The sequence below is a fragment of the Microvirga lenta genome (assembly GCF_020532555.1).
GTDB lineage: Bacteria > Pseudomonadota > Alphaproteobacteria > Rhizobiales > Beijerinckiaceae > Microvirga > Microvirga lenta.
In genome coordinates this window covers 117,965-142,795 of the sequence record NZ_JAJBBR010000012.1, presented here as the reverse complement: position 1 = coordinate 142,795, position 24,831 = coordinate 117,965, and the positions used below count along the sequence as shown (strand labels likewise).

Below are 24,831 nucleotides of genomic sequence, written 5' to 3'. Positions count from 1 at the left end.
TTGCGGCTGTCGTTAATGTGGCACTGTCTGGCGCGACCTCATTCCCTCCCCCTTGTGGGGAGGGCCAGGGTGGGGGTGTGAGCGATAGCCTATGAGGGCTTGGCGCTGGCACCCCCACCTCCAACTCCTCCCCACAAGGGGGAGGAGAGCAGGTCGGCGTTTCCGGCGAGGTCCGAAACCTGTGGGGAGGAGGGCAGGTTGGCGCTTCCCGGCGCCAGCCTTCCGGTGCAGAATCGCGGCGGGGAAGCCGGGCGAAGGCCCGTTCTCGCGCTACTCCACCTTGGCTGTGATGTTGAGCTTCTCGAGCGCGGCGGCCGGCTCCGTCAGGCCGATGAGGTCGGCGACGCCGAGGCCTCCCGGCTCCTTGGCCTCGGCGCTGATCGTCAGGCGTCCGGGCTTGGCGATGAAGCGGGCGACGGCCTGGCTCAGGGTCTTGGCCTGTTCGGAATTGCCGAGCATCGAGGGAATGGCGACGGCCGCAATGGTGCCGTAGCTCCGGCGCAGCGCCTCGGGTGTCGTCTTCTGTTCCTCGGCGGTCTGGGCCAGGAATCGGTCGAACAGGCCCGTGTTCTGAACCGTCAGTTCGAGGGATTTCGCCCGCGCATCCACCAGGGCCACGGTGGCGACGGCCGTGTCCGGGTCGAAGACGTCCTTGCCGACATTGCCGAGGACCCCGGTGAGGGAGAAGCTTCCCATGTCCTCGGCCTTGGCCGAGACCTCGCGCAGGGTGAGCTGGCTCGTCGTCTCGTCCCATCCGGCCGAGAGCATGAAGGACAGGTCCAGGGTGGCGTAGCCGAGGGCGAGCAGATCCTTGATCCCGTCCTCCTGGCTGTTCGCCGGCAGGGCGATGGCGAAGTTCTGGAGCCCGACACGAATGTTGGTCGGCACGGAATTGAACGGATCGTCCGCCGTGAACTCGAATTCCTTGAGGGTCGCCTTGATGCGCTCCGGCGACTTGGCGTCGGAGTCCTTGTCCAGGGTATCGATGTCGACCCCCGAAATGCGCAGGGTTCCCAGGGTGGGCAGGAGTGTGCGCATGGCGGCCGGGTCGAGGTCCCGCAGGGCATCGGGGCTCGTGGTCCTGAGGGCCTCGATGGTAGGTTTCAGGGAAAAGCCCGTGAGGCTCATGGTCTCGATCTTGACCGAACCGTCCTTGTCCGTGACCTCGAAGCCCTCGGCGCGGGCGTCGGCGGGCTGGGTGCCCGTGGCGCCGGTATAGGCGAGGCGGCGGATGCGGCCGGTCGCGCCATCGTTCGACGGGTCCTTGAGCTCGAACCCGGTCGCCTCGATGAAGCCGATGTCGAAGGCGCCGAGGAAGTCCCCGAGGGTCGAGAGGAGCCGGGCCTGCTCGTCCTCGGTCAGGTCGTCGCTCCTGCTGCCGAGCGTGACGAACTGCTCGGTCGTTCCGGTCCAGGATTCCCGGGTCGGGCGCGCCAGGAAGTCCCGTCCGGCCAGGCGGGCGACCTTGATCGAGAGGCCCTGCTCGTCGACCATGTCGATGTCGTCGATGGAGAATGCGCCGTGGATCCGGGTCAGCGGGGCCGAGGCGGCGTCGACGGCCTTGGTCTCGTAGAGACGGGCGAAGGCCGGCATGTCGACATCGCTGATCGCCATCCGCCCGTAACTGATGGTAAGGCTGGTCTTCTCGTCGGATATCTCCACACCGGTCGCGCCGACCGTGGCCTGTCCGATGCGGCCCTGGAGCACGTCGGCGAGAAGGACGTTTTTGTAAACGGTCGCCTGGGTTTCCGGGCCGACCTTCTGGCGGACCTTGAGCTCCGGGATTCTGATCTCCCGCGCGCTGATGCGGGCCAATCGCTCGGCCAGCGGCTGGGACGACGCGGAGAGGAGGGCGTCAACCTCCGCCCGGGACGAGGCGACGCCGGAGAAATCGACCCGCTGCGCCTCGTAGGTCGTGGATCCGAAGGTCAGGCGGACGTTTTCCAGGCTGAAGGTCTCGGGCGACTGGGCCCGGGCGGCGGCCCAGAGCGGCACCCTGACGGCGCCGACGGCCATGCGATGGCTGCCGTTGTCGAAGACCAGATCGCGCAGCACGGCGGGCTCGAACTGCAGGGCCGCGGTGCCGGCCACGAGGGCCAGGGCGCAGACGCCCGAACGCTGAAGTAGCCGCATGTCATCCCCCAAGGCCGAAAAGCCCTGGTGTCATAGCCGCTTTGGCGGGGCGAAGGAATATCGGTCGAAACGAAATCTCAGAGCGAGAACGACGTGCCGCAGCCGCAGGAGGCGGTGGCGTGGGGGTTCTCGATCTTGAAGGATTGGCCGATGAGATCGTCCACGAAGTCGATCACCGAGCCGTCCATGTACTGGATCGAGACCTCGTCCACGAGAACGGCGGCGCCGTCCCGCTCGATCACAAGGTCATCGTCCTGCCGGGTCCTGTCCACGTCGAAGGCATATTGGAAGCCCGAACAGCCGCCTCCGTTGACGCTGATTCTCAGCATCGAGCCTTCAGGCTCCGAGGCCATGATCTCGTTGATGCGGCGCGCAGCGCGTTCGGTCAGGGTGATTCCAGGCATTCGTCCATCCAGTCCGTGGTAGTCTTGGACAACCGTACAAGAGCAAGGTAAGTGCGCACCGACAAGGCTTCAACCCGAGGATGACCCGTGCGGCCCTTTGGCGAACGATGGCGTGCCCCTTATGCCTGCGATCCGTGGGGAAGCCGCGGTCGGCTCTATCCGGAGGCGGTCTCCCCGACCCGCAGCGAGTTCCAGCGCGACCGGGACCGGATCATCCATTCATCCGCCTTCCGCCGCCTGAAGCACAAGACGCAGGTCTTCGTCTACCACGAGGGCGACCATTTCCGCACCCGGCTGACCCACACCATCGAGGTCAGCCAGATCGCCCGGGCCCTGGCCCGGTCGCTCGGTCTCGACGAGGATCTGGCCGAGGCGCTGGCGCTCTCCCACGACCTCGGCCATACGCCCTTCGGCCACACGGGCGAGGACACCCTCGACGAGTGCATGGCGGCGTTCGGCGGCTTCGACCACAACGCCCAGGCCCTGCGGGTCGTGACCCGGCTGGAGCGGCGCTACGCCGAATACGACGGACTCAACCTCGCCTGGGAGACCCTGGAGGGGCTGGTCAAGCACAACGGGCCGCTTCTGGACGCCGACGGCCGGCCGACCCTGCGCTATGCCGAACGCGGCGTGCCCCTCGCGATCCTCGAATACAATGCCCAGCAGGATCTGGAGCTCGCGACCTTCGCCAGCGGAGAGGCCCAGGCGGCGGCCATCGCCGACGACATCGCCTATGACGCCCACGACATCGACGATGGCCTGAGGGCGGGGCTCTTCAACATCGAGGACCTGCGGGAGGTCCCGTTCCTGGACGGGCTTCTGCGGGAGATCGACGCCCGCTATCCGGGACTGGAACTGTCCCGGCGCATCCACGAGCTGACCCGGCGGGTCATCACCCGGTTCGTGGAGGACGTGGTGGCGGAAGGGGAGCGGAGAATCGCAGCCCTCGCTCCGGAAAGCGCCGAAGCGGTAAGGCGCGCCGGCGAGACCGTCATCTGCTTCTCCAGGGACATGACCCAGGCGGACGCCGCGATCAAGCGCTTCCTCTATGCCCACATGTACCGGCACCCGAAGGTCATGAAGGTGCGCGCCGAGGCCGACGACGTGCTGCGCGATCTGTTCCGCCGCTTCAGGGCCGAGCCGGAATCCATGCCGGAGGAATGGCAGGCGGACCTGCCGAGGGACGACGAGGCGCGTCTGGCGCGGCGGGTCGCCGATTATATTGCGGGGATGACGGACCGGTATGCGCTCCTCGAACACCGCCGCCTGTTTGACGTAACGCCAGACTTGCGTTAGGCGCGCCGAGGCCTTGGAGCGCCCCGGCGGCACGGTCCCTCATCCTGAGGAGCCGCGAAGCGGCGTCTCGAAGGATGGTCCAGCGCGCTCTGGAAACGCCCTCATCCTTCGAGACGGACCTTGCGGTCCTCCTCAGGAGGAGGGCTTCTGTTGCTATTGAGATGAAGTCGATGAATATCTTCGGTCTGTTTGAGAAGCGAGTGGCGGATGCGCTTGGCCGTCTGGCCGAGGCGGGCAAGATCCCACCGGGGCTGGACGCGAGCCGCGTCGTGGTGGAGCCGCCGCGGGATCCGTCCCACGGCGATCTCGCCACCAATGCCGCCATGGTGCTGGCCAAGGAGGCGCGCATGAACCCGCGCGCCCTGGCCGATCTGCTCGTGGGCGACCTCCAGGACGATCCGCGCGTCACCAAGGTCGAGGTGGCGGGCCCCGGCTTCATCAACATCCGGCTCGCCCCGGAAGTGCTGCATCAGGTCCTGCGCGCCGTCGTGATCGACAGCGAAGGCTTCGGCCGGAGCGGGCAGGGGGCAGGCGCCGCCGTCAACGTGGAATACGTCTCGGCCAACCCGACCGGCCCCATGCATGTGGGCCACGGCCGCGGCGCGGTCTTCGGCGACGCCTTGGCGGCCCTCCTGGCCTATGCGGGCTACAAGGTGGCCCGCGAGTACTACATCAACGACGCGGGCGCCCAGGTCGACGTGCTCGCCCGGTCCGCCTATCTCCGCTACAAGGAAGCCCTGGGCCAGGACATTGGCGCCATTCCGGAAGGGCTCTATCCGGGCGACTACCTCAAGCCCGTGGGCGAGAAGCTGGCGCGGGAGCACGGGAAGGGCCTTCTCGACAAGCCCGAGGCCGAGTGGCTGCCGCTGGTCCGCGAGCTGTCCATCAACGCCATGATGGACATGATCCGCACCGATCTGGCCGCGCTCAACATCCACCACGACGTGTTCTTTTCCGAGCGCTCCCTTCAGCAGGACAACGGCGGCGAAGTCGCCAAGACCATCGAGGAGCTTCGCTCGCGCGACCTGGTCTATATGGGCCGCCTGCCGCCCCCCAAGGGCCAGAAGGACGAGGACTGGGAGGACCGGGAGCAGCTCCTGTTCCGGGCCACCTCCTTCGGCGACGAGGTCGACCGGCCGCTCCTGAAGTCGGACGGCTCCTTCACCTATTTCGCCTCGGACATCGCCTATCACCGCTCCAAGTTCGAGCGCGGCTTCGGCCTGATGATCGACGTGTGGGGCGCCGACCACGGCGGCTACGTGAAGCGCATGCAGGCGGCCGTGAAGGCGGTCACCGACAACAAGGGCGAGCTGGACGTGAAGCTCTGCCAGCTGGTCAAGCTTCTGCGCGGCGGCGAGCCGGTGAAGATGTCGAAGCGGGCCGGCGACTTTGTGACGCTGCGTGATGTTGTCGACGAGGTGGGCCGGGACGCGGTCCGCTTCATGATGATTTTCCGCAAGAACGACGCCACCTTGGACTTCGATCTTGCCAAGGTCGTGGAACAGTCCAAGGACAATCCGGTCTTCTATGTGCAGTACGCGCATGCCCGCTGCGCGTCCGTGTTCCGGCAGGCCGCGGAGGCGTTCCCGGATGCGAATTTCTCGCCCGAAGAGCTTGAAAAAGCTGACCTTTCGATCCTATCTGATGAAGCGGAGATGGACCTCATCCACCGGATCGCGCAGTATCCGCGGATGATCGAGGCGGCGGCGGAAGCGCACGAGCCGCACCGGGTGGCGTTCTATCTCTACGACGTGGCCAGCGCCTTCCACTCGCTGTGGAACAAGGGCAAAGACTTGCCGCAATTACGCTTTGTTAATCAAACTGATAAAGAGTCAACGAAAGCGAGGCTCGCTCTCGTGCATGCCCTGAAGGGCGTGCTCGCATCTGGCCTCGCCATCCTGGGCGTCACGGCTCCCAACGAGATGCGCTGACGGTTTTTGAGGCGGGGCGACCTGTTTCGAACCGCATGCGCCGGGTGCCGTAACGTCGTGCCGATGGAGCGATGGGCGTTCTGTCGGGTTACCGGAGGTCCGGCGCAATGAGCGAATCAGTAAAGCCCCGTTTTGCCGTCGATCTTGATGAGATCGAACGGCAACTCGCCCAGGCGCAAGGCGCCCCCTCGCAAGCGGCCCCTGCCACGCGGAACGACCCGCTGGCGGAGCTCGCGCGCATTGTGGGACAAGACGATCCTTTCCAATCCCTGCTGGCCGGCGACCAGCCTGCCCGTCCGCGCAACCAGGCCAATGCCGGCCTCGACGACCTTTTCGCCGTGCGCGAACCGGCCGCCGCCGCGCCCGCGCCCAGAGCCGCCCAGCCTCAGACCCCGCGGGGAGGGCAGGCCGCCGCGCCGGCCTACCACTACGACCAGTACCCGCAGGCCGAAGCCCGGCCCGACCAGTACGCCTATCATCAGGCTCCGGCACAGGGTCACGACGCCCACGATGCCTATGACCACACGGCCTATGGCCAGGATTACTACGATCCGAACGCGGCCCACCACGCGGATTCCGGCTACGATCAGGACGCGGACATGGGCTATGCGCCCGTGGAGAAGCCCCGGTCGCGCAAGGGCCTGATCCTCGCCGGAGCCGTTCTCGGCGCCGTCGTGATCGGCGGCGGCGGGGCCTATCTCCTGGGCGGCGGATCCTCGTCGCTGTCGGGCGGCGAGCCCCCGCTGATCGAAGCCTCGAACGAGCCGATCAAGGTCCAGCCGCAGAATCCGGGCGGGGTCGAGATCCCGAACCAGAACAAGCAGATCTACGAGCGCGCCAACACCGAGACCAAGGTGGTGAACCGCGAGGAGCAGCCGGTCGACGTGGCTCAGGCTGTCCGGATGAATTCCGGCGGCGCAGGCGACGCCACCGGAGCGACCTCGGCCGGACGTCCGGCGGGCGGTCTCGACCTCGGCGAACCGCGCAAGGTCCGTACCGTCACCATCCGTCCCGACGGCAGCGTGGTCCAGCCCGGGGGCGCTGCGGCGCCCCGGGCGGCGGGTTCTGTGCTGCCGACCATGTCGCTGCCCCCGGCGGCGCAGGGCAACGCCGCGCCTCCGCCCCCCGCCCAGGTGGCCGCGGCCGCTCCGCAGCCGGCGCCGAGCACTCCGGCACCCGCGCAGCCGGCTCCGGCTCCGGAGCCTGTCCAGGCGGCTCCTGCCCCCACTCCGGCGGCCTCGACACCCGCCAGCGGCTCTTCGCCGCAGCGCGTGGCCTCGGCCCAGCCGGTGGCGGTCGCCCCTGCGGAAACGCCGCCGCTCGTGACGCCGACCGGCGACTTCTCGGTCCAGCTGGGCGTCAGCAGCTCCGAAAGCGACGCGCAGGCCGCGTTCGAGCGCTTCCAGAAGAAGTATCCCGAGCTGGAAGGCCTGCCCTCGATCATCCGGAAGGCCGAGGTGAACGGCAACACGCTCTATCGCGTCCGGGTCGGACCGATGGCGCGGGACGAGGCTTCCTCCCTCTGCTCCCGGCTTCAGGGACAGGGCGGCCAGTGCTTCGTGGCGAAGAACTAAGCCTGGGCACGGCGCTCAAGACTTCTTGACCCTGCCGGACAGGGGACGTAAGGCGCGGGCATGACCCGCGCCTTTATTGCTGGCTGCTCCGGCCACGAACTCACCCCCGACGAGGCTGCCTTCTTCCGGGAGGCCGCTCCCTGGGGATTCATCCTGTTCAAGCGCAACATCGACAATCCGGCGCAGGTCCGGGCGCTCTGCGACGCCCTGCGCGAGACCGTCGGCCGCGCGGACGCCCCCATCCTCATCGACCAGGAGGGCGGCCGGGTGCAGCGCATGGGGCCGCCCCATTGGCCCAAATACCCGTCCGGGCGCACCTACGGCCTCGTCCATGCCAACGATCCGCTCGTGCGGCGCGAGATCACCCGGCTCGGCGCCCGGTTGATCGCCCATGACCTCCTGTCGGCGGGCGTCACGGTCGATTGCCTTCCCGTCCTCGACGTGCCGTCCCCAGGCGCCCACGACGTGATCGGCGACCGGGCCTATGGCCGCTCCGCCGAACAGGTGGCCGTGCTCGGCCGTGCGGCGGCCGAGGGGCTTCTTGCCGGTGGGGTCCTGCCGGTGGTCAAGCACATGCCGGGCCACGGCCGGGCCGGGGCGGACAGCCATCTCGCCCTGCCGGTGGTCGATGCCTCCCGCGAGGAGTTGGAGGCCCACGATTTCAAGCCTTTCCGGATGCTGACCGACATGCCGCTCGCGATGACCGCCCACGTGGTCTACACGGCGATCGACCCGGAGCGCCCGGCCACGACCTCTCCCACCGTCATTCGCGACATCATCCGTGGCCATATCGGCTATGACGGCCTGGTCATGACCGACGATCTGTCCATGCACGCCCTGTCCGGCTCCTTCCGGGGCAGGACCGAGGCCGCCTTCGCGGCGGGGTGCGACATGGCTCTCCACTGCAACGGCCAGATGGAGGAAATGACCGCCGTGGCCGAGGCCGCGCCCTCCCTGGAAGGGGAGGCCCTGCGCCGGGCCGAGGCGGCGCTGCAGCGCATCCGCCACGAGCCGGAGCCGCTGGATCCTGTGGATGCCCGAGCGAGGCTGGATGCCGCGCTTGCGATGGTGGCCTAGGCAGTGGAAGCTGCACGCCCACCGAGTTGAGTTCACCCATGGCACAGGCTCTCCCCTTCGAAGATGTCGCGCCCCCCGAGCGTGCGGAAAGCGAGCCCGCGCTCCTGGTCGACGTGGACGGCTTCGAGGGGCCGCTCGACCTGCTGCTGGAGCTGGCCCGGCGCCAGAAGGTGGATCTCCACCGCATCTCGATCCTGGCCCTGGCGGAGCAGTACCTGGTCTTCATCGAGGAGGCCCGCCGCATGCGCCTGGAGCTGGCGGCGGACTATCTCGTCATGGCGGCATGGCTTGCCTATCTGAAGTCCCGCCTCCTGCTCCCCGAGCCGCCGAAGGGGGAGGGGCCGAGCGCCGAGGATCTGGCGACCGCCCTGGCCCTGCGCCTGCGCCGGCTGGAGGCCATCCGCGAGGCTGCCAAGAAGATGGGCGAGCGCAACTGGCTCGGCCGCGACGTGTTCGCCCGGGGCGCGCCGGAGCCCGTGGTGGTCCGCAGGGATTCCCGCTATGAGGCGACCCTGTACGACCTGCTCTCGGCCTATGCCCGGCAGAGGCAGATCCAGTTCAATGCGAGGGTCTCCCTCCACAAGCGGACCGTCTGGTCCCTGGTGGAGGCGCGGGAGGCGCTGGAGCGCCTGGTCGGTCATCTGAACGACTGGGTCACATTGGATACCTATCTCGTGGAGTACATGGTCGAGCCCGCCATGCGCCCGACGGTGCTGGCATCGGCCCTTTCCGCCACCCTGGAGATGGTGCGCGAGGGCAAGCTCACCGTCCGGCAGGACGAGGCCTTCGCACCGGTCTGGGTGAAGCCCGTCACGGATCCGGCCGAGGCAGGAGCCTGATATGGAACCAAGCAACGACGATACCCTGGAAGCGCCGGCCCCCGACGAGAGCCGCGTGCCCGACCACGGCGAAGCCGTCCGCATCGCCGAGGCGCTTCTCTTCGCCTCGGCCGAGCCCCTGAGCGCGGAGGATCTGGCCGGACGCCTGCCCGAGGGCGCCGATGTGGAAAAGATCCTTGAGGACCTGAGCGCGTTCTATGCCAGCCGGGGCGTCAATCTCGTTCGCGTCGCCGGGAAGTGGGCCTTCCGCACCGCCAGCGACCTCTCCTTCGTGCTGGCGCGCAACGTGGTCGAGCAGCGCAAGCTCTCCCGCGCCGCCATGGAGACCCTGGCCATCGTGGCCTATCACCAGCCGGTGACCAGGGCCGAGATCGAGGAAATCCGCGGCGTCGCCACTTCGAAGGGCACTCTCGACACCCTGATGGAGACCGGCTGGATCCGGCTCCGCGGCCGCCGCAAGGCGCCGGGGCGGCCCGTCACCTACGGCACGACCTCCCATTTCCTGGAGCATTTCGGCCTCGACGCCATCGACGATCTGCCCGGCTTGGAAGAGCTCAAGGGCGCCGGGTTCATCGAGGGCCGCGTTCCGTCCGACTTCTCCGTGCCGGTGCCCTCCGACGATCAGGCCCTGCGCGAGGACGAGGATCCGCTCGAGGGCGACGATCTCTTCCAGCCGCTGGAGATGGACCAGACCGAGACGGGCGAGGAATGATCCGCAAACCTGCGCCCGCGCATGACCGTTTCCGCCTGCCCCGCTGGGGCCAGCGCGGAACGGCCGGTGCGTCCATCCCGGCCCAGCTCGCCTTCGAGAATATCGGCCAGACCTACGGCGACACCACCGTGCTCGACGGGGTGTCCCTGACCGTCGAGCCGGGGGAACTCGTGTGCCTGCTCGGCCATTCCGGCTGCGGCAAGACCACGCTCCTGCGCATCGCGGCCGGGGTCGAGGAGCCCACCTCCGGCCGGGTGCTGATGGACCGGTTCGAGGTCAGCGGCCCCTCCGTCTTCGTGGAGCCCGAACGGCGGGGCGTCGGGCTCATGTTCCAGGACTATGCCCTCTTTCCCCACATGACGATTCGCCAGAACGTCATGTTCGGCCTCAAGGACCTTTCGGCCAAGGAGGCGGATGTGGCCGCCCGCCGCGCATTGTCGCGGGTCGGGCTGGAGCACATGGTCGACGAGTATCCGCACACGCTTTCGGGAGGCGAGCAGCAGCGGGTGGCGCTGGCGCGTTCCATCGCGCCGCGGCCGGGCGTTCTCCTCATGGACGAGCCCTTTTCCAACCTCGACAAGCGGATGCGCGACGCGATCCGCGACGAGACCGTCGCGATCCTGCGGGAGACGGGCGCCACCACCATCGTGGTGACGCACGATCCCGAAGAGGCCATGCGCATCGCGGACAGGATCGTGCTCATGCGCTCGGGAACGATCATCCAGGAGGGGCGCTCCGAGGAGATCTACCGTCGTCCGGCCAACCTGTTCGCGGCTCGTTTCTTCTGCGATTTCAACGAGATCCGGGGCGAGGTCAGGAACGGCGTCGCCACCTGTCCGGTCGGGGTGTTTCCCGCGCCGCATCTCAGCGACGGGCCGGCCGTCATCTGCGTGCGGCCGCAGGGCCTGAAGCTCAAGCCGGCGGGCCTGTGCCTGCCCGGGCGGGTGGTCTCGCGCCGCTTCCTGGGGGAGGTCGAACTCGTCCATATCGGCGTGGAGGGTGTGGACAGGCCGCTCCAGGCGCGCGTTCACGATCCGGTGGGCGCCAAGGAGGGCCAGGATGTGGGGATCGAGATCAACCCGAAGGATGTCCTTGTTTTCGCCGCCGCGGATGCATAGGTTGGCCGCAAGTCTAAGATTGAAGATCGTGCCATAACAGGCGCAGGAGGATTGCCGTGGGTAGCACTAGTATTTGGCACTGGATCGTCGTGGGTCTGATCGTCGTCCTGCTCTTCGGACGCGGCAAGATCTCCGACATGATGGGCGACGTCGCCAAGGGCATCAAAGCCTTCAAGAAGGGCATGGCCGAGGACGACACGCAGACGAAGCCTGTCCAGCCTTCGGAGCCTGTCAGGACGCTCGACCACCAGAACGGCACGCCGACGTCGAACGCGACGAGCGATCACAAGGTCGGCTGACCGGCAGCACGCCGCAGCGGTTGCGGCTTCAGGGTTGATGTAGGGGCAGGGTCAGGACCACGCCATGTTGGACATGAGCTGGGGCGAGGTGATGGTGATCGGCGCCGTCGCGTTGATCATTATCGGCCCGAAGGACCTGCCACGGGCGCTTCGGACGGTGGGAAACATCACCGGCAAGGTCCGCCGCATGGCGGCGGAGTTCCAGGGGCAATTCCAGGAAGCGATCCGGGAAGCCGAGCTTGACGACGTCAAGAAGCAGCTTCAGGGCGTGAACGATTCCGTTTCGTCGCTGAACAACACCAATTTCAACCCCATCCAGAGCATTCGGGACGAGTTGAAGGGCGCGGTGGAAGCCCCCGTGAAGCCCCAGGATCCGGCTATCCCCGCCGAACCGGTGCGCGACGTCGCGATGGGCCGGGAAGAGGTCGATCCGCCTCCCGCCGCCGACATCGCCGTACCCCTGCCGCCTCCGCCGGTGGACGATCCGGCGGAAGCCATTGCCGAGTCCCTGAAGCGCGAGGCCGAAGCCGAGAGGCAGAAGGCCGCCGCAGCGGCGCCATCCCAAGAGAAATCGGACGCGAAAGCCGGATGACCACCACCGTAGACGACGATGAGGTCGAGGCATCGCGCGCTCCTCTGATCGAGCACCTCACCGAGTTGCGCTCCCGCCTGATCCGGGCGCTCATCGCCTTCGTGGTGATGTTCTTCTTCTGCTTCGCCGTGGCGAAGTACATCTACAACGCCCTCGTCTGGCCCTATGTCGTCGCGGTGGGTTCGCCGGAGAAGGCGCATCTCGTCTACACCCACGGCCTGGAATACCTGTTCACGCAGATCCAGGTCGCGGCCTTCGGGGCCGGCTTCCTGGCCTTCCCGATCATCGCCACGCAGATCTACAAGTTCGTGGCGCCGGGCCTCTACAAGAACGAGCGGCGGGCGTTCCTGCCGTATCTCGTGGCGACTCCCGTCCTGTTCACCGTCGGCGCGGCCTGCGTCTACTTCATCGCGATGCCGCTGCTGATGCGGTTCTCCGTCGGAATGCAGCAGCTCGCCACCGACAATGCCCCGGCCATCGAGTTCCTGCCCAAGGTCAGCGAGTACCTGTCGCTGATCATGACCCTGATCTTCGCCTTCGGCATCTGCTTCCAGCTTCCCGTCATCCTGACGCTGCTGGCCCGGGCCGGGATCATCGATTCGCAGTTCCTGAAGGACAAGCGCCGCTACGCCATCGTCATCGTGTTCGTGGCCGCCGCCATCCTGACGCCGCCCGACGTGATCAGCCAGTTCGCCCTTGCGGTCCCAACTCTGCTTCTTTACGAGGCGTCCATCTTCTCCGTCCGCATGGTCGAGAGGAAGCGCGCGGAAGCCGAGGCTGCGCGCGCGGCAGCCGGCTAGGGCAGGAGCCTGCCGGGCTGACCGCTTCCTTCGGCATGGTAAAGGAGGCGGTCGTGTTCTAAGGACAAGGTCGCATCTTCGCAGAACGGTCTTGATCCATGCATGACATCCGCTCCATCCGCGACAATCCCGCGGCATTCGACCAAGGCCTCCGCAACCGGGGCATGGAGCCCTTGTCCGAGCGCCTGATCGCCCTCGACGACCGTCGCAAGAGCGCCGTGTCCGCGCTCCAGAGCGCCCTCGAGCGCCGCAACGCCATGTCCAAGGAGATCGGCCAGGCCAAGGCCAAGAAGGACGAGGCGCGGGCGCAGGAGCTGATGGCGGAGGTCGCCCGGCTCAAGGAAAGCGTGCCGCAGCTCGAGCAGGAGGAGCGCGAGGCGAGCCGCGAGCTGGAATCGCTCCTTGCCGCGATCCCGAACATTCCGAACGAGGAGGTGCCGGTCGGCCCCGACGAGACCGGCAACGTGGAGCGCCACCGCTTCGGCACGCCCAAGACCCTGAACAGCGCCAAACAGCATTTCGAACTCGGCGAAGAGCTCGGGCTGATGGATTTCGAGACGGCTGCGAAGCTGTCCGGTTCGCGCTTCGTGGTGCTTAAGGGCGGGCTCGCCCGTTTGGAGCGGGCGCTGGGCCAGTTCATGATCGACCTGCACACCAGCGAGCACGGCTACACGGAAGTGAGCCCGCCGTTGCTCGTGAAGGATGCGGCCATGTTCGGCACGGCGCAGCTGCCGAAATTCGAGGAGGACCAGTTCTGGGCCTTCCCGGGCTCCGCTCTGGAAGCGCTCGTCGCGTCGGCCATCGGCGGCGACGCGACGCGTGAAGGACTGCAGCAGATCGTCAAGGAAAACCGCTACGGGCTCATCCCCACCGCCGAAGTGACGCTGACCAATCTGGTGCGGGAGCAGATCGTCTCCGAGGAAGAGCTGCCCATGCGTCTCACTGCGCTCACCCCCAGCTTCCGCGCGGAGGCGGGGTCGGCCGGGCGCGACACGCGCGGCATGATCCGCCAGCACCAGTTCGTGAAATGCGAGCTGGTCTCGATCACCACGCCCGAGTCCTCGGCCGAGGAGCACGAGCGCATGCTCGCCAGCGCCGAGAACGTGCTGAAAAAACTCGACCTGCCGTTCCGCACCATGACGCTCTGCACGGGCGACATGGGCTTCGCCTCGGCCAAGACCTACGACATCGAGGTCTGGCTGCCGGGGCAGGGGATGTATCGCGAGATTTCGAGCTGCTCGGTCTGCACGGACTTCCAGGCCCGGCGCATGAACGCCCGCTACCGCCCCGCGGACGGCAAGGGCCCGCGCTTCGTCCACACCCTCAACGGCTCGGGCCTCGCGGTCGGCCGCACCATGGTGGCGGTGCTGGAGAACTACCAGAATGAGGACGGCAGCGTCGCGATTCCGTCGGTGCTCCAGCCCTATATGGGCGGGCTGACCCGCATCGAACGGCAGGCTTAGACCATGCGCATCCTCTGCACCAACGACGACGGCATTCATGCTCCGGGCCTGAAGACCCTGGAGACCATCGCCCGCGCCCTGTCGGACGACGTGTGGATCGTGGCGCCGGAGACGGACCAGAGCGGCGTGTCCCACTCGCTCTCCCTCAACGACCCCCTGCGCCTGCGCGAGATCTCCGACCGGCATTTCGCCGTGAAGGGCACCCCGACCGATTGCGTCATCATGGGCATCCGCCAGCTCATGCGCGACCATAAGCCGGACCTCGTGCTCTCCGGCGTCAACCGGGGCCAGAACGTCGCCGAGGACGTGAGCTATTCCGGCACCGTCGCCGGGGCCATCGAGGGCACGCTGCTCGGCGTGCCGTCCATCGCGCTGTCGCAGGCCTACGGCGCCGGCAGCCGCAACGCGCTGAAATGGCACTGCGCCGAGCATCACGGTCCCAAGGTGGTGCGCAGGATCCTCGAAGCCGGCATCGAGCCGGGCATCCTCGTCAACGTGAATTTTCCGGACTGCGAACCGGAGGACGTGGAGGGCGCCGCCGTGGTCAACCAGGGGCAGCGCACCCAGGAGCTGCTGCGCCTCGACGAGCGGCAGGACGGGCGCGGCAATCCCTATTACTGGATCGCCTTCGAGCGGAAGCCCTTCATCCCCGGCAACGGCACCGATCTCTGGGCCATCGCCAACCGGCGCATCGCCATCACGCCGCTCCGGCTCGACATGACGGACGAACCGACCCTGACGCGTTACGCGCAGGCTTTCGCCTGAGGACGGGGCTGGAGAGATGAGCGACCGCGATCCGCGTGAAGGACAGTTCGGTCTGCCGCCTCTCCCCGACGAGGACCGGCGCGACGAGCAGGAGGCCGTGGGCGTCGCGTCCTTCCTCCTGTCCCTGCGCTCGCGCGGCATCCGCGACACGGCGCTCCTGCGGGCGATGGAGCTGGTCCCGCGCGACGTGTTCGCGCCGCGCCGCTTCTCGGATCTGTCGCGGACCGACGTCTCCCTGCCGCTTCCCTGCGGGCAGACCATGACCGCGCCGCGCACGGTAGCCGCAATGCTCGTGGAGCTCGGCGTCCGCGAGGGGCAGCGGATCCTGGAGGTCGGCACCGGGACCGGCTATGTGAGCGCGCTGCTGGCGCGGCTCGGGGCCGAGGTCCATTCGGTGGAACGGTTCAATACCCTTGCGGAAAGCGCGGGCCAGCACCTGAAGATCGTGGAGGCGCGCGGCGTCCGCATCGAGGTCGGCGACGGCCTCGCTCCCCGGCCCCGGGAGCGTTTCGACCGCATCCTCCTCAACGGGGCGGCGGCTTCCATCCCGCCCGCGGTAACGTCCCTGCTGGCGCCGGGCGGGCGCCTCGTCGGAGCGCTGGCGGTCGAGGGGGCGCCGCGTCTCGTCCGGATCGAGCGGCTGGAAGACGGGGAGTTGCGGCAGGAGCTGGGGATCGGACTGCGCATTTCCCCGCTCGTATCCGGGGTCGCCCAGACCCTGTGACCCGCCGCGAAAAAAACATCATCAAGGTTACGGGAAACCCAGCAGCAGCAACGGTTGCTTAACCTGAATCGGTTTTTAATCACCTCATCAAGTTGCGTTCGGTTGGGGTTGAGTCATGCGTTTGCAAGTGTGTTCTGGGCATTGGATCGCGGTATCGCGGATCGCTCTGGTGAGCTTGATCGGCAGTGCTGCGGCGGCCTGTAGTACGGACACCATGCGCTTTGCGGAGAATCCGTTCTCGAATCCCTTTGCGGCGAGCGACCGGTTCGATACGGGCGCGGCTCCGGCCTCCGACCAGACCCAGGTTGCGGCCGTGACCCCTGCCGTTCCGACCCCCTCCGTCCAGGCTCAGTCGCTCCCGCCGGTCCAGTCTCAGCCCCTGGCCCAGCCCTCGCAGGTCGCTTCCGCTCCCGTCGCCCCCGTCGTCGGCAGCGCGAACGGCTGGTCCGCGGCCGGCGGTACCCAGATCACGGTCGGCGGCAACGACAACCTGAACACGATTTCCCAGCGCTACGGCGTGCCGGCCAGCGCGATCCTCGCGGCGAGCGGCCTCTCGAACGCCAGCCAGGTGAAGCCTGGCCAGCGCGTCGTGATCCCGGTCTACAACGCAGGCGGCAATAGCCGGGTCGCTTCGGCTCCGGCCCCGGTCCGCTCGACTCCTGCCGCCCAGCCTGCCGCTCAGCCCAAGTTCCGGCTGGTCGAGAATTCCAAGGCTGCGGCCACGCCGATCGAGCCGGTCAACAACTCCGGCCGCGCCCGCCCGGGCATCGCGACGGCGCAGGTCCAGCCCGTTGCGGCCAAGCCGGCGCCCGTCCAGGTGGCCTCCGCCACCGCCGAGCCTCTGGTCTCCGCTCCCAAGCCGCTCGTCGAGCAGAAGGTCGCGGCGATTTCCGAGCCGCAGCCGGTGAAACCTGCGGTGGCCGCCCAGCCGGTTGCCCCGGCGCCCGCGCCGCAGCCGGTCGAGGCCGCCAAGGCTCCGGCTCCGGAGCCCGAGCAGACGGCAAGCATCTCCGGCGACTTCCGCTGGCCCGCCCGCGGTCGCGTCATCGCCGGCTTCGGTGCCAATGGCGGCAACGAGGGCATCAACATCGCGGTCCCCGAAGGCACCCCCGTGAAGGCCGCCGAGGCCGGAACGGTGACCTATGCCGGCAGCGAGGTGAAGGGTTACGGCAACCTCGTGCTCATCCGGCACGAGAACGGCTACGTCTCGGCCTACGCCCATAACGGCTCGCTCAACGTGAAACGCGGCGAGCAGGTCAAGCGCGGCCAGGTGATCGCCACCTCCGGCCAGACCGGCAACGTGACCTCGCCGCAGCTCCACTTCGAGATCCGCAAGGGTGCGACCCCGGTCGACCCGATGAAGTATCTCGGCGGCTAAAATTCAGAAATTCCCGGTTCGATCAGCCCTCGAGACCCGTTGCTGATCAAGGAAGGGGACGGCGGAGCTCAGCCGCCGTCCCTTTGCCGTTTTGGATGCGTGCCACCCCCGGGTGTCGGCAGGGGCCAGGATCCTAGATCGGCCGGCCCAGGCGGCCCGCGAGATCCTGGATGAACTGCCAGGCCGTGCGGCCGGAGCGCGCGCCGCGCGTCGTCGCCCATTCCAGGGCCTCGGCGCGGAAGGCGTCCCGGTCTCCCTCGATCCCGAGGTGGTCGATATAGCCGAAGACCATGTCGAGATATTCGTCCTGGCTGCATTTGTGGAAGCCGAGCCAGAGACCGAACCGGTCCGACAGGGACACCTTCTCCTCCACCGCCTCGCCCGGATTGATCGCCGTCGAGCGCTCGTTCTCCATCATGTCCCGCGGCAGCAGGTGGCGCCGGTTCGAGGTGGCGTAGAAGATCACGTTGTCGGGACGTCCCTCGATCCCGCCTTCCAGCACCGCCTTGAGCGACTTATACGAGGTATCGTCGGCATCGAAGGAGAGATCGTCGCAGAAGATGATGAACCGGTGCGGGTCGGACCGGAGCAGCGCCATCAGGTCCGGGAGGGTCTCGATGTCCTCGCGGTGGATCTCGATGAGCTTGAGAGGGCGCGATTCGGCAGGGCGCGTGGCGTTGATCTCCGCATGGACCGCCTTCACGAGGGACGACTTGCCCATGCCGCGCGCGCCCCAGAGCAGGGCGTTGTTGGCAGGCAGTCCCTTGGCGAAGCGCTGGGTGTTCTCGGCCAGGGTGTCCCGGACCCGGTCGATCCCGCGCAGCAGGCTCATCTCGACGCGGCTGACCTTGGGGACCGGAGACAGCCGCCGGGCTGCCGCCTGCCAGACGAAGGCGTCCGCGGCCCCGAAATCGGCCTGCGGCATAGCAGCCGGGGCCATGCGCTCCAGCGCATCGGCGATGCGTTTCAGAAGGCTCAAGGTCTCAGGCGAGGAGAGGGGGGTAAGGGAGTCCGAAGGCGTATGTGGCATGTCGATCTGCAACCCGTGACAGGGCTGCTTAGCGCGGAAGCGAGGGGGCGTCCATCGACGCAACCTCTGGAAATCCCCGCAACTTCATTGATTTCGTGGAGTCGATGGGTATATTCCGCCCCGCTTCTAGTCCCCTATGGCGCGGGTGGGCGCTGCTTGCGCCCGCCACGCGCCTTTATCCATGGAGAGCCGCTTGTTCATCACACCCGCCTTCGCGCAAGGGGCCCCCGCCGGGGGCGGAACGGAGATGATTCTCCAGTTCGTTCCGTTCATCCTCATTTTCGTCATCATGTGGTTCCTCATCATCCGGCCTCAGCAGCGCCGGGTGCGCGAGCACCAGGAGATGATCAAGAACGTCCGTCGCGGCGACACGGTGGTCACCTCGGGCGGCATCATCGGCAAGGTGACGAAGGTTCTGGAGGATTCGGCCGATATCGAGGTCGAGATCGCCGAGGGCGTGAAGGTCAAGGTGGCCCGGTCCATGATCGCCGAGGTTCGCACCAAGAGCGAGCCGGTCAAGGCCTGATGACATGGCCTGCCCTCCGAGACTTCCGTCCGGAGGGCCGGTCCGCCGCAGCACGATGCGGCGAAGAGTTTGGGAAAGGTTGAGCTGCCGATGCTGCGCTTCTCGAAGTTGAAGGTTTTCACTATCATTGCGGCCGTCCTCATCGGCATGTACCTCGCCGTGCCGAGCCTGATGACGCAGGAGCAGCGCCAAGCCTTCCAGAACTCCATCCCCGGCTGGGTGCCGTCCTGGCTCGTCCCGACCCACGCCATCTCTCTCGGCCTCGACCTGCAGGGCGGCTCCCACGTCCTGCTGGAAGTGGACGCACAGGACCTCCTGCGGACCCAGGTCGCGCTGATGCGCGACGACGTCCGCCGCATCCTGCGCGAAGCCCGCGTCGCTCCTCAGGGCGGCATCCAGCTCACGCCGCGCGGAGTGCAGGTGCGCGTGCCCGATCCCGCCGACCGCGAGCGCCTCCTGCCGCGCCTGCGCGAGCTGGCACAGCCGACCGGCAACGCGGTTCTGGGGCAGACCGGCGGCACGGATATCGAGATTTCCACCACCCCCGAGGGCGTGATCGCGCTGACCTATACGGAAGCCGGCTTCAACGAGCGGATCCGCCGCGCCGTCGACCAGTCCATCGAGGTCGTCCGTCGTCGTGTCGACGTCACCGGCACCACCGAGCCCAACATCCAGCGCCAGGGCGCGGACCGCATCCTCGTGCAGGTGCCCGGCCTGCAGGATCCGCAGCGGCTCAAGGAGCTCCTGGGCCGCACCGCGAAGCTCGAGTTCCGCCTTCTCGCCCAGCAGAGCACGGGCGATGTCGACATGCTTCCCATGCGTGAGGAGGGCGGCCAGCGAGTTCCGGTCGAGCGCCGGGTCATCGCCGAGGGCGCGGACCTGACGGATGCCCAGCCGGCCTTCGACAGCCGCACCAACGAACCCATCGTGAATTTCCGCTTCAACATCCGCGGCGCGCAGCGCTTCGGTCAGGCCACCTCCGAAAACGTGGGCCGGCCCCTGGCCATCGTGCTCGACAACGAGGTGATTTCCGCGCCCACGATCCAGTCGCCGATCACGGGCGGCCAGGGCCAGATCTCCGGCCGCTTCACGGTTCAGCAGGTCAATGATCTCGCCGTCCTGCTCCGTGCGGGCGCACTGCCTGCCAAGCTCACGATCATCGAGGAGCGGACGGTCGGGCCGGGCCTCGGGCAGGATTCGATCGAGGCCGGCCGGACCGCCGTCATCATCGGCTCCGTCCTCGTCGCGGCCTTCATGATCGCGAGCTACGGCCTTCTCGGCATCATCGCGGTGGCGGCCGTCGCCATCAACGTGGCGCTCATCCTCGGCGTCATGTCCGTCATGGGCGCGACGCTGACGCTGCCGGGCATCGCGGGCATCCTGCTGACCATCGGCATGGCGGTGGATTCGAACGTGCTCATCTACGAGCGCATCCGCGAGGAGGCGCGGCTCGGGCGCTCCGCCGTGTCGTCGCTCGACCAGGGCTTCGGCCGCGCACTCGGGACCATTCTCGACGCGAACTTCACCACCCTGCTTGCGGCAGGCATTCTCTTCTTCCTCGGCACGGGCCCCGTGCGCGGCTTCGCGGTCACCCTGTCCATCGGCGTGATCACCACCGTCTTCACGGCCTATACGGTCACGCGCCTCATGATTGCCGGCTGGTATCACTTCACCCGGCCCAAGGCGATCAACTTTTAAAGGATGGGCTCTCCCATGCTGATCCGCTATTTCCCGACCAATACCAAGTACGAGTTCATGCGCTACCGGCGCGTGAGCTTTCCGCTGTCCGCTATCCTGTCGCTTCTCACCGTCGTCCTGTTCTTCGCTGTCGGGATGAGCTTCGGCATCGACTTCAAGGGCGGCACGCTCATCGAGATGCGCGCCGTGAACGGCATGGCCGATGTGGGCTCCATCCGCGAGCGTGCGGGCGCTCTCGGGTTCGGCTCTGCCGAGGTTCAGGGCTTCGGCGACGGACGCGAAGTGTCCGTCCGGATCGAGCTGCAGCCCGGCGGCGAGCAGGGGCAGCAGATGGTGGTTTCGCGGATGCGCGAGACCTTCGGAAACGAGTACGAGTTCCGCCGCATCGAAGTCGTCGGCCCCCGCGTCTCAGGCGAGCTGGTTCAGTCGGGTACGCTCGGCGTCATTCTCGCGCTGCTTGCGATCCTGGCCTATCTCTGGTTCCGCTTCGAGTGGCAATACGCCATCGGCGCCGTGGTGGCGACGCTGCACGACATCGTCCTCACCATCGGCTTCTTCGCCGTCACGCAGATCCAGTTCGACATGACCTCGATCGCCGCGATCCTGACCATCATGGGCTACTCGCTCAACGACACGGTGGTCGTGTACGACCGCATCCGCGAGACGATGCGCAAGTACAAGAAGGTGCCGGTCGGAGTGCTGCTCGACCAGGCGATCAACGAAACGCTGACGCGCACCATCATCACGGGCTTCTCCACCGCCCTGGCCGTCATTGCTCTCGCGGTGTTCGGCGGCGAGGTGCTGAGGGGCTTCTCCTACACGATCCTCTTCGGCCTCATCGTCGGCACCTATTCGTCCGTCTTCATCGCCGCGCCGATCCTGGTCTATTTCGGGCTCAGGGAGGGCGCGGAGATCGAGGCTCCGGCTGCCAGCGCGAAAGCCGCCGCGGAGTGAGGCCATGAGCGGCGGCCGCCTCTACGACGGGTTCGTGCCGGGGCGCTTCCCCATCGATGCCTACGGCAATGGCGGCTTCCGCTTCGCGGACATGTCCCATCGCGGCTCGATCCTGGTGCTGCCCTCCGGCGTCAGGGCTTGGCCCATCGATACCATTACGGAGCTGACGACCGAGTCGCTCGCTCCCATCTTCGCGGAAGGAGACGCCCTCGAGCTGCTCCTCCTCGGCACGGGCGCGGACATCGCCGCCATTCCGGAGCGGTTCCGCCTGCGTTTCCGCGAGGCCCGGATCGGTCTCGACGTCATGCAGACGGGTGCGGCCGCGCGGACCTACAACATCCTGCTCGCGGAGAACCGCCGGGTCGGCGCCGCTCTGATCGCGGTGCCGTGACATGGCGGAAAACGGCGGCGATTTCGCCTTCACCCATTGCGAATCCCTCGTGCGCGAGGGCGATCCCGACCGCTACTGGGCCAGCCTGTTCGCCCCGCCCGACAAACGTCCGCACCTTCACGCGCTCTATGCCTTCAACTTCGAGATCGCACGCGTGCGGGACTCGGTGCGGGAAGCGATGCTCGGCGAGATCCGGCTGCAATGGTGGCGCGATGCCCTGCAGGGCGAGAGCCGGGGCGATGTCCGCGCCAATCCCGTGGCAGCGGCTCTGGACGACACCATCGTCAAGTTCCGCCTGCCGCGCCACGCCCTCGTCACGCTCATCGACGCGCGGATCTTCGATCTCTACGACGACCCCATGCCGAGCCTGAACGACCTGGAAGGCTATGGCGGGGAGACCTCGTCGAGCCTGATTCAGCTCGCGAGCATCATCCTCACGGACGGCTCCGATCCCGGAACGGCCGATGCCGCGGGCCATGCGGGCGTGGCCTATGCGATCACGGGTCTCCTGAGGGCGTTTCCCTGGCATGCCCGTCAGGGGCAGCTCTTTGTTCCCGAGGAAGTTCTCGCCCGTCACGGGGTGGTGCGGGAAGACGTGGTGTCGGGGCGCGGCGGTCCCGGGCTGAACAGCGCCCTGGCCGACATGCGGGCCGTCGCCCGGCGGCATCTGGCGCAGGTCAGGACCCTGCGCCGGACGATTCCGGCCGCGGCCCTGCCGGCCTTCCGCCATCTGGCGCTGGTGGAACCTTATCTGAAGGCCATGGAGCGGAAGGATTACGACCCGCTGCACAGCCAGATCGATCTTCCGCAATGGCGCCGGATTCTGGCGCTGTGGCGGGGAACGTTCTGACGGATCGCGATGGGAGAGACGCCGCTTTCAGCCGCTCTCTGCCGTCGTCACTCTGCCGCCTGCGGCATCGCAGTCCCGGCCAGCCATTCCGCTAGGTCAGCCCGCGCCCGGTCGGTCAACGCCTTCTTCTTGGCAATGGCCTTGGCCGGTCCGCGCAGGCGCTTGCCGTCCTCGGACTTGGGGGCGGTGGCGAGAGGCGGGAACAGGCCGAAATTGACGTTCATCGGCTGGAAGGAGCGCGGCCCCTCGTCGATGGTCTCGATGTGACCACCCGTGATGTGGTTGATGAGTGCGCCCAGCGCCGTCGTGGAAGGCAGGGGCGGAACCGTGCGGCCGAGCCGCTCGGCGGCGGCGAAGCGACCGGTCATGAGCCCGACGGCAGCGCTCTCCACATAGCCCTCGCAGCCGGTGATCTGCCCGGCGAAGCGCAGGCGCGGCATCGCCTTCAGGCGCAGCGTCGGGTCGAGCAGCTTCGGCGAGTTGAGGTAGGTGTTGCGGTGAATGCCTCCGAGACGGGCGAACTCGGCATTCTCCAGTCCCGGGATCATGCGGAAGACCTGGGCCTGTTCGCCGTATTTCAGCTTGGTCTGGAATCCGACCATGTTGAACAGGGTGCCGAGGGCGTTGTCCTGGCGCAGCTGCACGATGGCATAGGGCTTCACCGTGGGATTGTTGGGGTCGGTGAGGCCGACGGGCTTCATGGGGCCGTGGCGCAGGGTCTCGCGGCCCCGGGCGGCCATGACCTCGATGGGCAGGCAGCCGTCGAAATAGGGGGTGTTGGCCTCCCATGCCTTGAATTCGGTCTTGTCGCCCGCGAGCAACGCGTCGATGAAGGCCTCGTACTGCTCCTTGTTCATCGGGCAGTTGATGTAATCGGCGCCGGTGCCGCCGGGTCCTGCCTTGTCGTAGCGGGACTGGAACCAGGCCACGTCCATGTTGATGGATTCGCGGTAGACAATGGGCGCAATGGCGTCGAAGAAGGCCAGCTCCTTCTCGCCGGTCAGGCCGAGAACCGCCTCGGCGAGGGCCGGAGAAGTAAGAGGGCCGGTGGCGACGATTACCGACGACCAATCCTCCGGCGGAAGCCCGGCCACTTCGCCGCGTTCGATGGTGATGAGGGGATGAGCCTCCAGCGCAGCCGTCACCGCCTCGGAGAACCCGTCCCGGTCCACCGCCAGCGCACCGCCGGCCGGAACCTGGTTGGCATCGCCCTTGGCCATGATGAGGGAGCCGAGCGTGCGCATCTCCTGGTGCAGAAGGCCGACCGCGTTGGTCTCGGCGTCGTCCGAGCGGAAGGAATTGGAGCAGACCAGCTCCGCAAGGCCGTCGGTCTTATGGGCATCGGTGCCGCGCACGGGGCGCATCTCGTGCAGGATCACGGGAACGCCAGCCTGGGCGATCTGCCAGGCGGCCTCGGATCCGGCAAGGCCGCCGCCGATGACGTGAATGGGGTCGAAATTGTTCATGCGACTGAAGTAGCGAGCGCGGGTCCGCCAATCAACCACATTTCAAACCTAGTGACTTGGAACGCTGACGAAACGTCGATGGAGAGTCCATTCCCAAACCGGGAATGGACTCCCTTGATGTTCGTCAGAAGACCAGGAAGTAATCGGCCTTCAACACGGTGCCCGCTCGAAACTGAGCGAACTGGACAGCGGCGGCAGCGCCGTTGCCGTCTGCATCGTAGTAGAGCGCACCCGTCTCTTGATCATAGACGATACGATCGCTCGCATCCTGGGCGCTCTTGCCGACGACGAAGTTCGAAGCGGCGAGACCGCCTCTGTCCCTGGCATCCACATCGACCGGAAGTTTTGGCGAGACCTCGACTGCCTCGAAGACATAGGCATTGAGCATGATCTTCTCACCGATCCTGCCCCTGAAGTCAGTGATCCGGTCGACGCCGGCCGTATCGAGATTCGTGCTGAACACGAAGTGATCGACTCCGGCGCCACCCCTGAGCACATCGTTGCCGGCGCCTCCATTGAGAAGATCGCCGCCGGCGCCGCCGCTGAGGCGGTCATTGCCGCTGGCGCCGATCAGGTAGTCATCCTTTCGGCTGCCGACGATGACATCCGCAGCGGAATTTCCTTTGAAGTAGAAGCCTTCTCCATCGAGAGTGAGGCCGAATGGAGAATGCCCCTTGGTACTGATCTTCTTGAAAGCCATTTTTGTCTCGTGCTTTTGAACGCGCCGTATTGGCGCGCACGAACAGGATGGCTTCAAAAGTCATATGGTTTAATGTGATAACATGACACATCCCGGATCCGGGACAGATGA

General features: G+C 67.1%; 24 protein-coding genes. 19 read left to right on the top strand and 5 right to left on the bottom strand.

Features of this window, described 5'->3' with window-relative positions:
- Positions 1–270: 270 nt before the first annotated feature.
- Entirely contained in the window at positions 271–2,133 is a 1,863-nt protein-coding gene (locus LGR44_RS17705) for a hypothetical protein (protein ID WP_226742031.1), read from the bottom strand.
- Between the two features lie 77 nt (positions 2,134–2,210).
- The gene (gene erpA / locus LGR44_RS17700; RefSeq protein WP_226742030.1) at positions 2,211–2,537 is read right to left on the bottom strand and encodes an iron-sulfur cluster insertion protein ErpA; all 327 of its coding nucleotides are present in this window, start codon (positions 2,535–2,537) and stop codon (positions 2,211–2,213) included.
- Between the two features lie 87 nt (positions 2,538–2,624).
- Here erpA and LGR44_RS17695 point away from each other — a divergent pair, with 87 nt between their 5' ends.
- The 14 genes from LGR44_RS17695 to LGR44_RS17630 all read left to right on the top strand — a co-directional run bounded on the left by LGR44_RS17695 (position 2,625) and on the right by LGR44_RS17630 (position 17,105).
- Positions 2,625–3,833 carry a deoxyguanosinetriphosphate triphosphohydrolase gene (locus tag LGR44_RS17695; protein ID WP_226742029.1) on the top strand — a complete coding sequence of 403 codons (1,209 nt, stop codon included), beginning with the start codon at positions 2,625–2,627 and terminating at the stop codon, positions 3,831–3,833.
- 170 nt (positions 3,834–4,003) lie between these two features.
- On the top strand, positions 4,004–5,764 hold the full coding sequence (argS, locus tag LGR44_RS17690; RefSeq protein ID WP_226742028.1) for an arginine--tRNA ligase: 1,761 nt from the start codon (positions 4,004–4,006) through the stop codon (positions 5,762–5,764).
- Between the two features lie 107 nt (positions 5,765–5,871).
- A complete protein-coding gene (locus LGR44_RS17685; RefSeq protein ID WP_226742027.1) occupies positions 5,872–7,338 on the top strand; it encodes an SPOR domain-containing protein in 1,467 nt (488 codons plus the stop codon).
- 60 nt (positions 7,339–7,398) lie between these two features.
- A complete protein-coding gene (gene nagZ, locus LGR44_RS17680; protein WP_226742026.1) occupies positions 7,399–8,415 on the top strand; it encodes a beta-N-acetylhexosaminidase in 1,017 nt (338 codons plus the stop codon).
- A 38-nt stretch (positions 8,416–8,453) separates the two neighbouring features.
- Entirely contained in the window at positions 8,454–9,254 is an 801-nt protein-coding gene (locus LGR44_RS17675) for a segregation and condensation protein A (protein WP_226742025.1), read from the top strand.
- A 1-nt stretch (position 9,255) separates the two neighbouring features.
- Positions 9,256–9,966: an SMC-Scp complex subunit ScpB gene (gene scpB, locus LGR44_RS17670; RefSeq protein WP_226742024.1), complete on the top strand. Its 711-nt coding sequence runs from the start codon at positions 9,256–9,258 to the stop codon at positions 9,964–9,966.
- Positions 9,963–11,084: an ABC transporter ATP-binding protein gene (locus LGR44_RS17665; protein ID WP_226742023.1), complete on the top strand. Its 1,122-nt coding sequence runs from the start codon at positions 9,963–9,965 to the stop codon at positions 11,082–11,084. Before scpB ends, LGR44_RS17665 begins: the two co-directional genes overlap by 4 nt.
- Positions 11,085–11,140: 56 nt before the next feature.
- On the top strand, positions 11,141–11,383 hold the full coding sequence (locus tag LGR44_RS17660; protein WP_226742022.1) for a twin-arginine translocase TatA/TatE family subunit: 243 nt from the start codon (positions 11,141–11,143) through the stop codon (positions 11,381–11,383).
- Positions 11,384–11,447: 64 nt separating this feature from the next.
- Complete coding sequence (gene tatB, locus LGR44_RS17655) at positions 11,448–11,975, top strand: Sec-independent protein translocase protein TatB (protein ID WP_226742021.1); 528 nt, start codon at positions 11,448–11,450, stop codon at positions 11,973–11,975.
- On the top strand, positions 11,972–12,775 hold the full coding sequence (tatC, locus tag LGR44_RS17650) for a twin-arginine translocase subunit TatC (protein WP_226742020.1): 804 nt from the start codon (positions 11,972–11,974) through the stop codon (positions 12,773–12,775). The genes tatB and tatC overlap by 4 nt, the downstream gene beginning before the upstream one ends.
- Positions 12,776–12,873: 98 nt before the next feature.
- Positions 12,874–14,238 (top strand): serine--tRNA ligase, encoded by a 1,365-nt coding sequence (serS, locus tag LGR44_RS17645; protein ID WP_226742019.1) that lies wholly within the window; start codon positions 12,874–12,876, stop codon positions 14,236–14,238.
- Positions 14,239–14,241: 3 nt separating this feature from the next.
- On the top strand, positions 14,242–15,003 hold the full coding sequence (gene surE / locus LGR44_RS17640) for a 5'/3'-nucleotidase SurE (protein WP_226742018.1): 762 nt from the start codon (positions 14,242–14,244) through the stop codon (positions 15,001–15,003).
- A gap of 16 nt (positions 15,004–15,019) precedes the next feature.
- Positions 15,020–15,727 carry a protein-L-isoaspartate O-methyltransferase family protein gene (locus LGR44_RS17635; protein WP_226742017.1) on the top strand — a complete coding sequence of 236 codons (708 nt, stop codon included), beginning with the start codon at positions 15,020–15,022 and terminating at the stop codon, positions 15,725–15,727.
- A gap of 169 nt (positions 15,728–15,896) precedes the next feature.
- On the top strand, positions 15,897–17,105 hold the full coding sequence (locus LGR44_RS17630; RefSeq protein WP_226742016.1) for a peptidoglycan DD-metalloendopeptidase family protein: 1,209 nt from the start codon (positions 15,897–15,899) through the stop codon (positions 17,103–17,105).
- A 133-nt stretch (positions 17,106–17,238) separates the two neighbouring features.
- Here LGR44_RS17630 and LGR44_RS17625 read toward each other — a convergent pair whose 3' ends face one another.
- Complete coding sequence (locus LGR44_RS17625) at positions 17,239–18,135, bottom strand: ATP-binding protein (protein ID WP_226742015.1); 897 nt, start codon at positions 18,133–18,135, stop codon at positions 17,239–17,241.
- A gap of 247 nt (positions 18,136–18,382) precedes the next feature.
- On the opposite strand from LGR44_RS17625, the gene yajC reads away from it, so the two are divergent.
- From yajC to LGR44_RS17600, 5 genes are all read left to right on the top strand, one after another.
- Positions 18,383–18,661: a preprotein translocase subunit YajC gene (gene yajC / locus LGR44_RS17620; RefSeq protein ID WP_226742089.1), complete on the top strand. Its 279-nt coding sequence runs from the start codon at positions 18,383–18,385 to the stop codon at positions 18,659–18,661.
- Positions 18,662–18,751: 90 nt separating this feature from the next.
- Positions 18,752–20,359, top strand: a complete 1,608-nt coding sequence (secD, locus tag LGR44_RS17615) for a protein translocase subunit SecD (RefSeq protein ID WP_226742014.1) — start codon at positions 18,752–18,754, stop codon at positions 20,357–20,359.
- Between the two features lie 15 nt (positions 20,360–20,374).
- Entirely contained in the window at positions 20,375–21,313 is a 939-nt protein-coding gene (secF, locus tag LGR44_RS17610; RefSeq protein ID WP_226742013.1) for a protein translocase subunit SecF, read from the top strand.
- Between the two features lie 4 nt (positions 21,314–21,317).
- Complete coding sequence (locus LGR44_RS17605) at positions 21,318–21,704, top strand: Mth938-like domain-containing protein (protein WP_226742012.1); 387 nt, start codon at positions 21,318–21,320, stop codon at positions 21,702–21,704.
- A 1-nt stretch (position 21,705) separates the two neighbouring features.
- The gene (locus LGR44_RS17600; RefSeq protein WP_226742011.1) at positions 21,706–22,554 is read left to right on the top strand and encodes a phytoene/squalene synthase family protein; all 849 of its coding nucleotides are present in this window, start codon (positions 21,706–21,708) and stop codon (positions 22,552–22,554) included.
- 47 nt (positions 22,555–22,601) lie between these two features.
- On the opposite strand, the gene trmFO is transcribed toward LGR44_RS17600, so the two are convergent.
- Positions 22,602–24,020: a methylenetetrahydrofolate--tRNA-(uracil(54)-C(5))-methyltransferase (FADH(2)-oxidizing) TrmFO gene (gene trmFO, locus LGR44_RS17595; RefSeq protein ID WP_226742010.1), complete on the bottom strand. Its 1,419-nt coding sequence runs from the start codon at positions 24,018–24,020 to the stop codon at positions 22,602–22,604.
- Between the two features lie 124 nt (positions 24,021–24,144).
- Positions 24,145–24,720 carry a calcium-binding protein gene (locus tag LGR44_RS17590; RefSeq protein WP_226742009.1) on the bottom strand — a complete coding sequence of 192 codons (576 nt, stop codon included), beginning with the start codon at positions 24,718–24,720 and terminating at the stop codon, positions 24,145–24,147.
- Positions 24,721–24,831: the final 111 nt, after the last annotated feature.

Coding starts and splice junctions, on each gene's coding strand:
- LGR44_RS17705 (WP_226742031.1), bottom strand. CDS start 2,133: ATGCGGCTACTTCAGCGTTCGGGCGTCTGCGCCCTGGCCCTCGTGGCC.
- erpA (WP_226742030.1), bottom strand. CDS start 2,537: ATGCCTGGAATCACCCTGACCGAACGCGCTGCGCGCCGCATCAACGAG.
- argS (WP_226742028.1), top strand. CDS start 4,004: ATGAATATCTTCGGTCTGTTTGAGAAGCGAGTGGCGGATGCGCTTGGC.
- LGR44_RS17685 (WP_226742027.1), top strand. CDS start 5,872: ATGAGCGAATCAGTAAAGCCCCGTTTTGCCGTCGATCTTGATGAGATC.
- nagZ (WP_226742026.1), top strand. CDS start 7,399: ATGACCCGCGCCTTTATTGCTGGCTGCTCCGGCCACGAACTCACCCCC.
- LGR44_RS17675 (WP_226742025.1), top strand. CDS start 8,454: ATGGCACAGGCTCTCCCCTTCGAAGATGTCGCGCCCCCCGAGCGTGCG.
- scpB (WP_226742024.1), top strand. CDS start 9,256: ATGGAACCAAGCAACGACGATACCCTGGAAGCGCCGGCCCCCGACGAG.
- LGR44_RS17665 (WP_226742023.1), top strand. CDS start 9,963: ATGATCCGCAAACCTGCGCCCGCGCATGACCGTTTCCGCCTGCCCCGC.
- tatB (WP_226742021.1), top strand. CDS start 11,448: ATGTTGGACATGAGCTGGGGCGAGGTGATGGTGATCGGCGCCGTCGCG.
- tatC (WP_226742020.1), top strand. CDS start 11,972: ATGACCACCACCGTAGACGACGATGAGGTCGAGGCATCGCGCGCTCCT.
- serS (WP_226742019.1), top strand. CDS start 12,874: ATGCATGACATCCGCTCCATCCGCGACAATCCCGCGGCATTCGACCAA.
- surE (WP_226742018.1), top strand. CDS start 14,242: ATGCGCATCCTCTGCACCAACGACGACGGCATTCATGCTCCGGGCCTG.
- LGR44_RS17635 (WP_226742017.1), top strand. CDS start 15,020: ATGAGCGACCGCGATCCGCGTGAAGGACAGTTCGGTCTGCCGCCTCTC.
- LGR44_RS17625 (WP_226742015.1), bottom strand. CDS start 18,135: ATGCCACATACGCCTTCGGACTCCCTTACCCCCCTCTCCTCGCCTGAG.
- yajC (WP_226742089.1), top strand. CDS start 18,383: ATGATTCTCCAGTTCGTTCCGTTCATCCTCATTTTCGTCATCATGTGG.
- secD (WP_226742014.1), top strand. CDS start 18,752: ATGCTGCGCTTCTCGAAGTTGAAGGTTTTCACTATCATTGCGGCCGTC.
- secF (WP_226742013.1), top strand. CDS start 20,375: ATGCTGATCCGCTATTTCCCGACCAATACCAAGTACGAGTTCATGCGC.
- LGR44_RS17605 (WP_226742012.1), top strand. CDS start 21,318: ATGAGCGGCGGCCGCCTCTACGACGGGTTCGTGCCGGGGCGCTTCCCC.
- LGR44_RS17600 (WP_226742011.1), top strand. CDS start 21,706: ATGGCGGAAAACGGCGGCGATTTCGCCTTCACCCATTGCGAATCCCTC.
- trmFO (WP_226742010.1), bottom strand. CDS start 24,020: ATGAACAATTTCGACCCCATTCACGTCATCGGCGGCGGCCTTGCCGGA.
- LGR44_RS17590 (WP_226742009.1), bottom strand. CDS start 24,720: ATGGCTTTCAAGAAGATCAGTACCAAGGGGCATTCTCCATTCGGCCTC.